14 protein-coding genes and 1 other RNA gene are annotated in these 12,566 nt (G+C 59.7%); 10 read left to right on the forward strand and 5 right to left on the reverse strand.

The genetic code is table 11. The annotated features are described in order from the left end of the window. Positions 1–2 precede the first annotated feature (2 nt). A complete protein-coding gene (locus AC07ZE_RS28605) occupies positions 3–563 on the reverse strand; it encodes a YecA/YgfB family protein (RefSeq protein WP_207267682.1) in 561 nt (186 codons plus the stop codon). Between the two features lie 124 nt (positions 564–687). On the opposite strand from AC07ZE_RS28605, the gene AC07ZE_RS28610 reads away from it, so the two are divergent. The 4 genes from AC07ZE_RS28610 to AC07ZE_RS28625 all read left to right on the forward strand — a co-directional run bounded on the left by AC07ZE_RS28610 (position 688) and on the right by AC07ZE_RS28625 (position 2,111). Then, positions 688–897, forward strand: coding sequence for a TIGR02449 family protein (locus AC07ZE_RS28610; RefSeq protein ID WP_007940359.1), 210 nt, complete (start codon positions 688–690; stop codon positions 895–897). Further along, positions 894–1,211 (forward strand): cell division protein ZapA, encoded by a 318-nt coding sequence (locus AC07ZE_RS28615; protein WP_008055229.1) that lies wholly within the window; start codon positions 894–896, stop codon positions 1,209–1,211. The genes AC07ZE_RS28610 and AC07ZE_RS28615 overlap by 4 nt, the downstream gene beginning before the upstream one ends. Positions 1,212–1,241: 30 nt before the next feature. Next, positions 1,242–1,420: non-coding RNA, 6S RNA (gene ssrS, locus AC07ZE_RS28620), on the forward strand. Positions 1,421–1,505: 85 nt separating this feature from the next. Further along, positions 1,506–2,111 carry a 5-formyltetrahydrofolate cyclo-ligase gene (locus AC07ZE_RS28625; protein WP_207267683.1) on the forward strand — a complete coding sequence of 202 codons (606 nt, stop codon included), beginning with the start codon at positions 1,506–1,508 and terminating at the stop codon, positions 2,109–2,111. A 35-nt stretch (positions 2,112–2,146) separates the two neighbouring features. Here the strand turns inward: AC07ZE_RS28625 and AC07ZE_RS28630 are convergent, their stop codons facing one another. After that, a complete protein-coding gene (locus AC07ZE_RS28630; RefSeq protein ID WP_095196270.1) occupies positions 2,147–2,302 on the reverse strand; it encodes a hypothetical protein in 156 nt (51 codons plus the stop codon). Between the two features lie 195 nt (positions 2,303–2,497). On the opposite strand from AC07ZE_RS28630, the gene AC07ZE_RS28635 reads away from it, so the two are divergent. From AC07ZE_RS28635 to AC07ZE_RS28650, 4 genes are all read left to right on the forward strand, one after another. After that, complete coding sequence (locus AC07ZE_RS28635; RefSeq protein WP_207267684.1) at positions 2,498–2,947, forward strand: EVE domain-containing protein; 450 nt, start codon at positions 2,498–2,500, stop codon at positions 2,945–2,947. A 127-nt stretch (positions 2,948–3,074) separates the two neighbouring features. After that, positions 3,075–4,040, forward strand: coding sequence for an HlyD family secretion protein (locus AC07ZE_RS28640; RefSeq protein WP_207267685.1), 966 nt, complete (start codon positions 3,075–3,077; stop codon positions 4,038–4,040). Further along, on the forward strand, positions 4,037–6,760 hold the full coding sequence (gene rbbA / locus AC07ZE_RS28645; RefSeq protein WP_207267686.1) for a ribosome-associated ATPase/putative transporter RbbA: 2,724 nt from the start codon (positions 4,037–4,039) through the stop codon (positions 6,758–6,760). The genes AC07ZE_RS28640 and rbbA overlap by 4 nt, the downstream gene beginning before the upstream one ends. Further along, complete coding sequence (locus tag AC07ZE_RS28650) at positions 6,760–7,878, forward strand: ABC transporter permease (RefSeq protein WP_207267687.1); 1,119 nt, start codon at positions 6,760–6,762, stop codon at positions 7,876–7,878. The genes rbbA and AC07ZE_RS28650 overlap by 1 nt, the downstream gene beginning before the upstream one ends. Positions 7,879–7,945: 67 nt before the next feature. Here the strand turns inward: AC07ZE_RS28650 and AC07ZE_RS28655 are convergent, their stop codons facing one another. Next, entirely contained in the window at positions 7,946–8,353 is a 408-nt protein-coding gene (locus AC07ZE_RS28655; protein ID WP_207267688.1) for a flagellar basal body-associated protein FliL, read from the reverse strand. A 150-nt stretch (positions 8,354–8,503) separates the two neighbouring features. Here AC07ZE_RS28655 and AC07ZE_RS28660 point away from each other — a divergent pair, with 150 nt between their 5' ends. After that, positions 8,504–9,481, forward strand: a complete 978-nt coding sequence (locus AC07ZE_RS28660) for an NADPH:quinone oxidoreductase family protein (RefSeq protein WP_095196267.1) — start codon at positions 8,504–8,506, stop codon at positions 9,479–9,481. Positions 9,482–9,533: 52 nt separating this feature from the next. Here the strand turns inward: AC07ZE_RS28660 and AC07ZE_RS28665 are convergent, their stop codons facing one another. Further along, the gene (locus AC07ZE_RS28665) at positions 9,534–10,151 is read right to left on the reverse strand and encodes an energy transducer TonB (RefSeq protein ID WP_207267905.1); all 618 of its coding nucleotides are present in this window, start codon (positions 10,149–10,151) and stop codon (positions 9,534–9,536) included. A gap of 328 nt (positions 10,152–10,479) precedes the next feature. Here AC07ZE_RS28665 and glpT point away from each other — a divergent pair, with 328 nt between their 5' ends. Next, entirely contained in the window at positions 10,480–11,829 is a 1,350-nt protein-coding gene (glpT, locus tag AC07ZE_RS28670; protein ID WP_095196265.1) for a glycerol-3-phosphate transporter, read from the forward strand. On the opposite strand, the gene AC07ZE_RS28675 is transcribed toward glpT, so the two are convergent. Next, positions 11,805–12,473 carry a gamma-glutamylcyclotransferase gene (locus tag AC07ZE_RS28675; protein WP_095196264.1) on the reverse strand — a complete coding sequence of 223 codons (669 nt, stop codon included), beginning with the start codon at positions 12,471–12,473 and terminating at the stop codon, positions 11,805–11,807. The genes glpT and AC07ZE_RS28675 overlap by 25 nt on opposite strands. Between the last annotated feature and the right edge of the window lie 93 nt (positions 12,474–12,566).

Below are 12,566 nucleotides of genomic sequence, written 5' to 3' on the forward strand. Positions count from 1 at the left end.
GATTAGTGCAACGACGGCTTGGCAGCCGCCGGTTCGTTCGCTTTCCTGGTTTCGGAGAACAGCAGCAGCGGCGCGACGCGCAGGTATTCCATGACTTCCATATAGTCGGTTTCGCCGTCTTCGGACTCTTCCAGAGCGTCCTGGACCTGGGAAATGGCGGCCAGATCCTGCAACACTTCGGTGGCCTCGGTGCTCAGCATGCTGCTGTCACGGCAGTTCAGACCGAAACCGCTGAGGAAGCCCTGGCACCATTGACCCAGCGCCACGGCGCGTTCGGCCAGCGGGGCGTCGTCGGTCGGCAGCAACAGGACGACGGTCACGTCTTCGCCGGTGAGTTCGCCCTTGACCATCTCTTGCAGGCCGATCAGGGCAGCGCGAACGCTGTCCTGTGGCTCGCTTTCGAGCAACTCGGCGGCGTCGATCAACCAGCCCTCGGCATCGAAACCGGCGCCGGCGCAGCTGCGGCCGAGCAACAGGCCGTGCAGTTCGGCAGGCGAGACAGGATGACCGCTGGAAGTCAGCAGGGTGGCGAAGGCTTGGTACGGAGAATTCTGAATGGGCATGGGCAGCTAGGCGCCAGACGGCGCTATGTCTAGAATGAAGGCCTTGTATCCTACATCGACAGACTCGCCAAGACTATTAAAGGCTGTCCGCCAGCTACCCCGTCAGACAAACTCAGTGGACAAAATGGAAGACACCGACCTGCAAGCGCTGATGGCCAGACTCGAACTGCTGATTACGCGAGTCGAGCAACTTAAGAGTCAAAACGCACTCTTACTAGCTCAGGAAAAGACCTGGCGCGAGGAACGCGCTCACCTCATTGAAAAAAACGAAATCGCCCGGCGTAAGGTCGAATCGATGATTTCGCGCCTCAAGGCCCTGGAGCAAGACTCATGAGTTCAAGCAATAGCGTCACCGTGCAGATCCTCGACAAAGAATATTCGATCATCTGCCCCCAGGAAGAACGCAGCAACCTGGTGAGCGCCGCCCGTTACCTGGACGGCAAAATGCGCGAAATCCGCAGCAGCGGCAAAGTCATCGGCGCCGACCGCATCGCCGTCATGGCCGCGTTGAACATCACCCACGACTTGCTGCACAAGGAAGAACGCCCGGATATCCAGGCCAGCGGCTCGACCCGCGAGCAGGTACGCGACCTGCTCGATCGCGTCGATCTGGTGCTCGCCACCGATCCGGACGTCACCAAAGGCTGATTCGCGCTACCGCTTGCGGTATACTCTTTTCACTCCCTGGGGTGCTTGCCAGTTGACGACGTCCCTGAGCCGATTTGCTATACCCTGGAGGTCGCACGTTGGGCTGGTGTGCATGTCCGCTAGACGGAAAGCCTTAAAGCCTACTGCGTCTTCCACCTTGAACTCTCGGGTTCAAGGGCTAAGTCGACAGCGGCACATTCGGGGAGCCTGATTCCAGCCGATGCCGGTTTTTATACCGGCATCGGCTTTTTTACGGGTACGCTTCATGTATCTGTACTACTGAAGCCGGAATTCATGAACGAACCTGCGCTGCTTCCCCGCCCGCAACTTCGACGCATGCTGCGCAAGGCCCGCCGCGCCCTGACACCCAGTCAGCAGCGCCAGGCGGCTCGCGGGCTGTACAAGCAATTGGCCCAGCAACCGCTGTTTCGCCGCGCCAAACACATCTCCCTTTATCTGCCCACCGACGGTGAAATCGATCCACGCCTGCTGCTGCGTGCCGCCCAGCGTCGGGGCAAGGCCACCTATCTGCCGGTACTCAGCGCCTGGCCGCGAACCAAGATGGTGTTCCAGCGCATCCGGCCCGGCGAAAAACTCACACCCAACCGTTTTCGCATTCTCGAACCCAGGCACAACCTTGCCCGGCAACGTAAAGTCTGGGCGTTGGATCTGGTGTTGTTACCGTTGGTGGGTTTTGATGATGTCGGCGGGCGCCTGGGCATGGGCGGCGGTTTCTATGATCGAAGCCTGGCCTACCTGGCGCGCCGAAATGACTGGCGCAAGCCGACGCTGCTGGGGCTGGCCCATGAATGTCAGAAGGTGGGGCGACTGGCTCAGGCGAGCTGGGATGTGCCGTTGCACGGAACGGTAACGGACAAGGCCTGGTACGGCGCACGCTAGACGCCACTACCCTCAGTGGCGTCGAAAAAACAGGATCAGCGCTTGAAGGCTGTCGACTGTTGCTGCAACGCCGAGACCTCGATTGGCGCATCGGTCTTGTTGCTCCACAGGCTTTGGGCATAGCCAGTGGTCACGACGCCAAGGCCGAACAAAATAACCAAAATCCATAGTAAATCCGGTTTGCGTTTCATCGATTGCCCCCCAAAGGCATATCAACACGATGACAGCAGCGGTTTCCGTTTGTAGGCCGTGCAGCAGCGTCAAGCTTTAAAGGCCGGCATTTTGCGACAACGTGAACCGGCACGCAAATGCTGGCGTCAACCGACTGTCGGTTTGTCATAAAATTGCCGAACAACCTGTCCACACACCTCGCAAGGAGCCAAACCATGGCCTATTGGCTGATGAAATCCGAGCCCGACGAACTCTCGATCAAAGGTCTGGAAAAACTCGGCAAAGCGCGCTGGGACGGGGTTCGCAACTATCAGGCGCGGAATTTTCTACGGTCCATGGCAGTGGGGGACGAGTTCTTCTTCTATCACTCCAGTTGCCCCGAGCCGGGCATCGCCGGGATCGGCAAGATTGTCGAAGCCGCGTATCCAGACCCGACAGCGCTGGAGCCTGAAAGCCATTACTACGATCCGAAGGCCACCGCAGAGAAAAATGCCTGGAGCGCGATTGATGTCGCGCATGTGGAGACGTTTTCCAGGGTGTTGAAGCTGGATTATCTAAAACAGCAAGCGGCGCTGGCCGAAATGCCACTGGTACAGAAAGGCTCGCGGTTGTCAGTGATGCCGGTAACCACCGAGCAATGGGCGGCGGTGCTTGGTCTGCGCTAAATAATGCACGACCCGGTCACTCAGGCTTACCTTGCTATCCGGTCAGGCTTGGCCCTCAGTTGACTATCATCAATGTGCTCAAGCGAGTTCCTGCCAAACTGGGACGCTATAGACGCAGGATGCCGACATGTCGACGCACAGCCGTTCTTCGCTTTTCTTCGTTTTTTTACTGGGGGCTGTGCTGTTGGCCGCCGGAGGGTTCGGTTATTGGCGGTCGACCGTCAACCGGCTGCCCGAAGGGTTGCATGTCGGCAATGGTCGACTTGAAGCCACTGAGGTGCAGATCGCCAGCAAAACACCTGGTCGATTGGCTGAAGTGTTGGTGGACGAAGGCGACAAGGTAACCCAGGGTCAATTGTTGGCCCGCATGGACACCCGAACCCTCGAAGCCCAGCGCAACCAGGCTGAAGCCGAAGTGATACGCGCCCGGGAAAATCTTTCCGCAGCCCAGGCCAATGTGAAACTGCGCCAGAGCGAGCAACTGCTTGCCCAGCAAGAGCTCAAACGCTCCCAGGCGTTGTTCAATCGAGGTTTCGCCAGCGGCCAGATCATCGACCAACAGCAGTCACGCTTCGACACCGCCAATGCGGCTGTTACTGCGGCCCGCGCCCAGGTGTCCGCCGTCGGCGCCGCCATTGGCGCGGCACAGGCGCAAGTGGCTCAGTTAAACAGCGAAATCGACGACAGCAGTTTGCGGGCGCCCATCGACGGGATCATTCAGCTTCGCATGGCCGAACCCGGAGAAGTACTCGGTGCCGGAGGGCGAGTGTTACTGCTGATTGACCCGAACGACCAATACATGAACCTCTATCTTTCCGCATCCATCGCCGGACGCCTGGCGGTCGGTGATGAAGCGCGGATCCTGCTGGACGCCCTGCCCGACCAGCCGCTGCCGGCAAAAATCAGTTTCGTGGCGGCCAAGTCGCAGTTCACGCCCAAAGAAGTCGAGACCCGCGACGAACGTCAGAAGCTGGTGTTTCGGGTCAAGCTACACCTGACCCACCCCAGCGCCGTGCCCCAGGCTAAACCGGGGATGCCCGGCAATGGCTACGTGCGCACCGCTCCCATTGACTGGCCGGCCAATCTTCAATGACCGGCCTGGCACTGCATGCCACTCGCCTTCAGCACCGCTATGGCGAACGGCATGCATTGACCGACATCACGCTCAGTCTACCCACCGGTACCCGGTGTGGATTGATTGGCCCGGATGGCGCCGGCAAATCCAGTTTGCTGGGATTGATCGCTGGTGTGAAAACGCTACAGGAAGGCCAACTGGAAGTGCTCGGTGGCTCGATCCAGGAACGGCGGCACCGCAACAGCCTCTACTCGCGGATCGCGTTCATGCCTCAAGGCCTGGGTGGCAACCTCTACCCTGACCTGTCGATCCGCGAAAACATTCACTTCTTCGCCACACTGTTCGGGCTGTCCAGGGCACAAAGCAATCAGCGCATGCACAGCCTGCTGCTGGCCACTGATCTACTGCGATTTGCCGAGCGCCCGGCCGGCAAGCTGTCGGGCGGAATGAAACAGAAGCTCGGCCTCTGTTGCGCACTGATCCATGAACCGGACCTGTTGATCCTCGATGAACCGACCACCGGTGTGGATCCCTTGTCCCGACGGCATTTCTGGGAGTTGATAGATGACGTCCGGCGCCAACGCCCGCAACTGACACTACTGGTCGCCACTGCGTACATGGAAGAGGCCGAACAATTCGAACACTGCCTGATGCTCGATGGCGGCAAGCTGATCGCCGCCGGGTTGAGCCACGAGCTGCGGGCGGTAACCCCCAGCGGCAAGCTCGATCAAGCCTTCACCCACTTTCAGGGCGACACCGGCCATGACCACCAGCCGCTAGTGATCCCTTCCCGAACCAACGCTACTGCCGACATCGCTATCCAAGCCCATGACCTGACCCTGCGCTTCGGTGATTTCACGGCAGTGGACAAGGTCAGCTTCGCCATCGGCCGCGGAGAGATCTTCGGGTTTCTGGGTTCCAACGGTTGCGGCAAGACCACTACCATGAAAGTGCTTACAGGGTTGATCCCGGCCAGCGAAGGCAGCGCCACGCTGTTGGGTAACCCGGTGAACGCCAAGGATCTGGCCACCCGCAAGCGCGTCGGCTTCATGTCTCAGAGTTTCTCGCTCTATGGCGAACTCAGCGTGCGGCAGAACCTGGACTTGCATGCGAGACTGTTCGATCTACCCCAGGCCGACAGTGCGCGGCGCATCGATGAACTGATCCAGCGCTTCAGCCTCGCCAGCGTCGCCCATCAGCCGTCCGGTGCATTGCCACTGGGTCTGCGCCAACGGTTATCCCTGGCGGTGGCCGTGCTGCATCGCCCGGAAGTGCTGATCCTCGACGAACCCACCTCCGGCGTCGACCCGGCGGCGCGGGACGATTTCTGGCGACTGCTGATCGAGCTGTCCCGTGAACAGGGCGTGACGATCTTCCTGTCCACCCACTTCATGAACGAAGCCCAGCGTTGCGATCGCATCTCATTGATGCACGCAGGCAAAGTACTGGCCTGTGACACCCCGTCGGTGCTGCAACAGCAGTTCGGCGGCCAGACACTTGAGGCCGCGTTCGTCACCTGCCTGGAACAGGCCCAGAGCCCGGTCGAACCCGCGGCGCCACCAACACCCGCCGACACGACGCTCGCCCCCACCCCATCGATGGTTGACCGCCGCTTCAGTGTCGGGCGGCTGCGCGCACTGGCGAGCCGTGAAGGCAAGGAACTGCTGCGCGATAGAGTACGCCTGGCCTTCGCACTGCTCGGGGCGATGCTCATGATGGTGATTTTCGGCTACGGCATTTCCCTGGACGTGGAAAAACTCGCCTTCGCGGTCTACGACCAGGACCAGACCCCGCAAAGCCGGGTGTATTTGGAGGCCTTTCGCGGTTCCCGTTACTTCGAGGAGCAGCCCCCGATAGTCGATCCGGCGCAGCTGCATCGACGATTGCAGCGCTCGGAAATCAAACTGGCGCTGGAGATCCCTCCCGGATTTGGCCGGGATCTGTTCGCCGGTCGCCAACCCACGGTGGCGGCCTGGCTCGACGGCGGGATGCCGTTTCGCGCAGAAACCAGCCGCAATTATGTAGAAGCGGTACACCAGGCCAACCTGGAGCAATTGGCGGATCAGTCCAGTCCCGTGCCGCCCCGGCAAGCGCCAGCCAAACTCGAAACCCGCTTCCGCTACAACCAGGATGTGGTCAGCGTCAACGCCATTGGCCCCGGAGTGATGGCACTGATCCTGGCATTCATCCCGGCCATGCTGACGGCGCTGGGCATCGTGCGGGAGAAGGAACTGGGCTCGATCACCAACTTCTACGCCACACCGCTGACCCGCATGGAGTTCCTGTTAGGCAAACAAGTCCCGTATCTGGCCGTCAGTCTGATCAACCTTGCCGTGCTGACAGCCATGAATCGCTGGCTGTTCGGCGTCCCCTTCAAGGGCAGCGCATTGACCCTGGCCTTCGGCGGATTGCTCTACGTGCTGGCGACCACCAGCATGGGCCTGTTGATTTCGGCATTCACCCGAACCCAGATCGCCGCGATTCTCGGCACCATGATCATCACCAGCCTGCCGACCATTCAGTTTTCCGGCTTGATCGTGCCGCGGTCGTCCCTCGACGGTGCGGCCGCGGTCATGGGGATGCTGTTTCCGGCAGGCTATTTTCTCGATATCGCTGTCGGCACCTTTACCAAGGCCTTGGATATCCGGCAGTTGTGGCCACAGTGCCTGGCACTGTTCGGATTCTTTCTCGGGTTCACCGGGCTCAGCCTGGCCATGCTGAAAAAGCAGGAGGTCTGATGCACAAGCTTGCGCACATCCTGCGACTCGGCCTCAAGGAACTTACAAGCCTGCGACATGACAGTGTGTTGCTGCTGTTCCTGTTTTACGCCTTTACAGTGGCGATCTACATGCCGGCCGCAGGCTCGGTGATCGGCGTGCACAACGCCAGCGTGGCCATGGTCGATGAAGATCACAGCCCCCTGTCACGCCAACTGGCCCAGGTCTTGCGGCCACCGGAATTCCAACCACCGGTGCCGCTGCCTTACGATCAATTGGACGAGGTGCTGGACAGCGGGCGGTACACCTTTGTGATCAATGTGCCCGTCAATTTTCAGGCCGATCTATTAGGTGGCCACCAGCCGGCCGTGCAGGTCAACGTTGACGCCACCGCCATGAGCCAGGCGTTCATGGGTGCAGGCTATATCGGGAGGATTTTCCAGCGCGAGTTGCTGACCTACAGCGGCCAGGGCGATGCCGCGAGCCAGACACCCGTGCTGCTGACGACACGAGCGTTGTTCAATACCAACCTGGAGGGGGGCTGGTTCCTGGCGGTGATTCAGATCGTCAACAACATCACGATCCTGGCCATCATCCTGACGGGTACAGCACTGCTGCGTGAACGCGAGCACGGCACCCTCGACCATTTGCTGGTACTGCCGCTGACGGCACTGGAAATCATGCTGGCGAAAGTCTGGAGCAATATGCTGGTGGTGGTGCTGTGCACCTGGGTGTCGCTGGAAGTGATTGTCAAAGGCGCCCTTGGCGTGCCGCTGGCCGGCTCCATGGGCTTTTTCCTGCTGGTAACGGCGGTTTATCTGTTCGCCAGCACGGCGCTGGGAATCTTCCTCGCGACCCTCGCTCGCTCGACACCGCAGTTCGGCTTGTTGGCGATTCCGGTGATTATCCCGATGTTGCTGCTTTCCGGGGGCAGTACGCCCCTCGACAGCATGCCGCAATGGCTGCAATGGGTGATGCAGGGCTCGCCATCGACACACTTCGTCAGCCTCAGCGCCGCGATACTGTTTCGCGACGCTGGCATCGATGTCGTCTGGCCGGACTTGCTGGCATTAAGCGCCATCGGCCTGCTGTTCTTTACCATTGCGCTGATGCGGTTTCGCAAGAGCCTGGCGTCCTGAGGACTGAGTCGCAGTCTCTATGAGGGCAGGCTAGCTCGCGATGAGGCCCACCCGGACAGCAAAAGGCTTATTGAATGATCAGGTTGTTGAACAACAGATCCTCAACCACCGGTTTGCCGGTCTCATCATTCATGACTTGCTGGGTCTGCTTCAGCGCTTCCTGACGCAGCTTCTCCTTGGCCTCGACGTTGTTCATCGTCTCGGTGGTCTGCTGGGCAAACAGCGCCACCAGCTGATTACGAATCAACGGCTCGTTGGCCTTGACCGCCTTGGTCGCCTCGTCGCCCGTCACACGCAACGCCACATCGGCCTTGTAGACCTTGAGTTTTGGCGAGCCATCCAACCCATAGTTGCCCACGAACGGCGGGCTCAGGGTGATGTAATTGACCTTCGGGGCTTCACCTTCTTTGGCTTCTTCGGCCACCGCTGCCACAGGCAGGGACAGGGCCAGCATCAACATGATCCACGCTTTCACAATTCACTCCTTATCCGGTTTGCGGCCTAGCATAACGACCCGTCGTTCAAGCACAAGCTTATGGCTGACTATCAGGGTCGGGCATGCTCGTTGACCCGTTGACTCACACACCTACACTTATCGGCCATCACTCCCAAAGGAATAGCCCTGATGAAAGCCGTGCTGTGCAAAGCCTTCGGCCCTGCCGAATCGCTGGTGCTGGAAGACGTCGCCAGTCCTGTCGCGAAGAAGAACGAAATCCTGCTGGACGTGCACGCCGCCGGGGTGAATTTCCCGGACACGCTGATCATCGAGGGCAAGTACCAGTTCAAACCGCCCTTCCCGTTTTCCCCGGGCGGCGAAGCGGCCGGCGTGGTCAGCGCAGTGGGCGAAAAAGTCAGCCACCTGAAAGTCGGCGACCGGGTCATGGCCCTGACGGGCTGGGGCAGCTTTGCCGAACAGGTCGCAGTGCCGGGCTACAACGTGCTGCCGATCCCGCCGTCCATGGACTTCAATACCGCCGCCGCCTTCAGCATGACCTACGGCACCTCGATGCACGCGCTCAAGCAGCGCGGCAACCTGCAACCCGGTGAAACCCTGCTGGTACTTGGCGCCTCTGGTGGTGTCGGCCTTGCGGCGGTGGAAATCGGCAAAGCCATGGGTGCCCGGGTGATCGCCGCCGCCAGCAGCGCCGAAAAACTGGCGGTGGCCAAGGCTGCAGGTGCCGATGAACTGATCAACTACAGCGAAACCAGCCTCAAGGATGAAATCAAGCGCCTGACCGATGGCCAGGGCGCCGACGTGATCTACGATCCGGTGGGCGGCGACCTGTTCGACCAGGCCATCCGCGCCATCGCCTGGAACGGCCGCCTGCTGGTGGTCGGCTTCGCCAGTGGCCGCATTCCCGAACTCCCGGTCAACCTCGCCCTGCTTAAAGGCGCAGCCGTGCTCGGCGTATTCTGGGGCTCGTTTGCCCAGCGTCAGCCGCAGGACAACGCGGCGAACTTCCAGCAATTGTTTGGCTGGTTTGCCGAAGGCAAATTGAAGCCGTTGGTGTCGCAGGTGTATCCGCTGAGTGATGCCGCACAAGCCATCAATGATCTTGGCCAGCGCAAGGCGGTGGGTAAGGTGGTGGTGCAGGTTCGCTGACGCCCCCAAAATCGGTCTGGACAGCCGCTGATACTGTCCAGACCGGACAAAACTAAAGCAACTTGCGAATCTCCTCCGGCAAAAACCTCACATACCTGGAAACCGGACTATTCAGGCACTCCCTGACAATAACCGGCACTTTTCTGTTCATTCTGGCTATCAGCGCCAGCCGCCGCTCGTTAGGCAACGTTGTCGAAGAAAAGGCGTTCGATAGATAAGCACGGGTGTAATAGAACGCAGGGGTATCAGCCCAGGCGTGTTCCGGGGTGTTAACGGTGATTTCGTTGAGTTCGCGACATTTCAACGCCTTGAGCCATTCATTGAGGTGAATCGGCAACGCTGAATCGAACCCGAAGATCATCGGCGCAATCACTTCCTGCTCGGCTGGCTTGTCCCCCTCGATCGTCCAGGGCTTGAACCGCCACTGACCTACCGCAACCCGGGTCGCCTCGGCCAGATCAGGGTGGTCGCTTTGCAAAATGCTCACTTTGCTGACTGAACCATCGGCATGGACCACAAACCTGGCCCGGACATTGCCGATGATCCCGGCCCGTTGCAGCGCTGGCGGGTAGATCGGCTTGGGGTTGTATTCCGGTATCAGGAACACCTCGCCCGCTCTGCTTTCAACAGACAACACCAGCAACAGCACCACACAAACCACCCACCGCATAACGCTCCCCTTCGCACCTGAATTGCCAGACCTGGCAGCAGGAAAAAGGGTAAAGATTGAAGGCTTTGGGCTGAAGGTCATGGCTTCCGGTAGCCATGCAGGACATTTCTCAAAAACTTGCCCTACGCCGGAAACGTCAGGCGTCTCATTGCGGCACCAGGTAACCCTTCCTACACCGTCTTTCATTTATGTCTGAGCGACATGTTCATAAAGGAACGCTCGACTTCCAACATTTCCGCTATTTCGTCGATGAGACCCAGTGCTATTTTCGGTAACGAAACTGTAATATTCGCATCCGCAGTCAAAACAAGAAAACTGGAGCTTTTGAATGTTTGCTTTCTTTCGTCCTGCCGCACATCAGGCTCCACTGCCTGAAGAAAAAATAGACAGCACCTACCGACGCCTGCGCTGGCAGATCTTCGCCGGTATCTTCATCGGTTACGCCGGTTATTACCTGCTGCGAAAAAACTTCTCCCTGGCCATGCCTTACCTGATCGAAGAGGGTTACACCCGCGGTGAGCTGGGCGTGGCGTTGTCGGCGATCGCCATTGCCTACGGCTTGTCCAAGTTCCTGATGGGCATTGTTTCCGACCGTTCCAACCCGCGCTTCTTCCTGCCGTTCGGCCTGATGGTCTCGGCTGCAGTCATGTTCATTTTCGGTTTTACGCATTGGGCGACGTCCAGCGTGACCATCATGTTCGTCCTGCTGTTTATCAATGGCTGGGCGCAAGGCATGGGCTGGCCGCCGAGTGGGCGGACCATGGTGCACTGGTGGTCGCAGAAGGAACGCGGCGGCGTAGTGTCGCTGTGGAACGTGGCACACAACGTTGGCGGCGGCTTGATCGGCCCGCTGTTCCTGATCGGCATGGGCCTGTTCAACGACTGGCACGCGGCGTTCTACGTGCCGGCGGCGGTGGCCATGGCGGTCGCGGTGTTTGCCTTCATCACCATGCGCGACACCCCGCAATCGGTCGGCCTGCCGCCGATCGAGAAGTACAAGAATGACTACCCGGAAGGCTACGACGCCAGCCACGAAGAAGAATTCAGCGCCAAGGAAATCTTCGTCAAATACGTGCTGCGCAACAAAATGCTCTGGTACATCGCCCTGGCCAACGTCTTTGTCTACCTTTTGCGCTATGGCGTACTGGACTGGGCACCGACCTACCTCAAGGAAGCCAAGGGCTTCACCGTGGACAAGACGTCGTGGGCGTACTTCTTCTACGAGTGGGCCGGTATTCCGGGCACGTTGCTGTGCGGCTGGATGTCGGACAAGATCTTCCGTGGCAACCGTGGCCTGACCGGTATGGTGTTCATGGCGCTGGTGACCGTGGCGACACTGGTGTACTGGCTCAACCCGGCCGGCAACCCGACGGTCGACATGATCGCGCTGGTTTCCATCGGTTTCCTGATCTATGGCCCGGTGATGCTGATCGGCCTGCAAGCGCTGGAACTGGCACCGAAGAAAGCCGCCGGTACGGCTGCCGGCTTCACCGGTCTGTTCGGCTACCTGGGTGGTTCGGTCGCGGCCAGTGCAGCGATGGGCTACACCGTGGACCATTTCGGCTGGGACGGCGGTTTCGTTCTGTTGATCGGTGCCTGCCTGCTGGCAATGGCTTTCCTTGCGCCAACGCTGTGGCACAAGCAAGTTGCCAGTCAGAGCCGCGAAGCGATCGCCTGATCAACCTTAGATTTGCAGCGCTTGAGCCGCGCCTCCAGATTTCGGTCTGGCATGGCGTGGCTTCGCAGGGCGTGGGCGGTCTGCTCGACATAATCGCGAGTGGTGCCGTAACGCCCGCAAGCGTTTTCGAACACGTGGCTCAACACGTGATCCGGCAAGTTGCCTGCGTAGCTGGGCAGGTGCCGCTCCAGAACAAATCCCAAGGCCTGAACCTGATTGCCGTCTTCAAGCCGGCAGTTGAGCCAGTGCGGGCGGTAGGATGGAAAAGGCATCTCGCGCTTCCACAGCGCATACAACGAAGCGTCCAGTTGTTCTTCCGGCAAGCGATAGGCGAATCCGCTGCAAGAGCCGCCGCGATCCAGGCCGAACACCAGCCCGGGCATTTCCGGGGTGCCGCGATGTTCGTGGGACCACAGGTACAAACCGCGATGGTAGCCATGCACACGCCCGCGCACTCGCTCGACCGCTGTGCACTCCGGGCGCCAGATCAGCGATCCGTAAGCGAATAGCCACACCGGCCCGCCCTTGTGGCGCGCCATGGTCGATTGCATCGAGCTGAGCAATTGTTCATGGGTGAGCTGCGGCCCCAGGTCGAGCCGCGGCGGGTAAGCCAGGTTCAAAATCGAAGATTCAATGGCGCTCATGGCGAATAGCGTTCAGCTCCCCGCGAATAAACAGTTACTAAATAGAACGCACCGCTACAGCAATAAGGCACATACGTTTTCAAGTAATTGAAG

This window comes from Pseudomonas sp. GW101-3H06 (genome assembly GCF_059424605.1).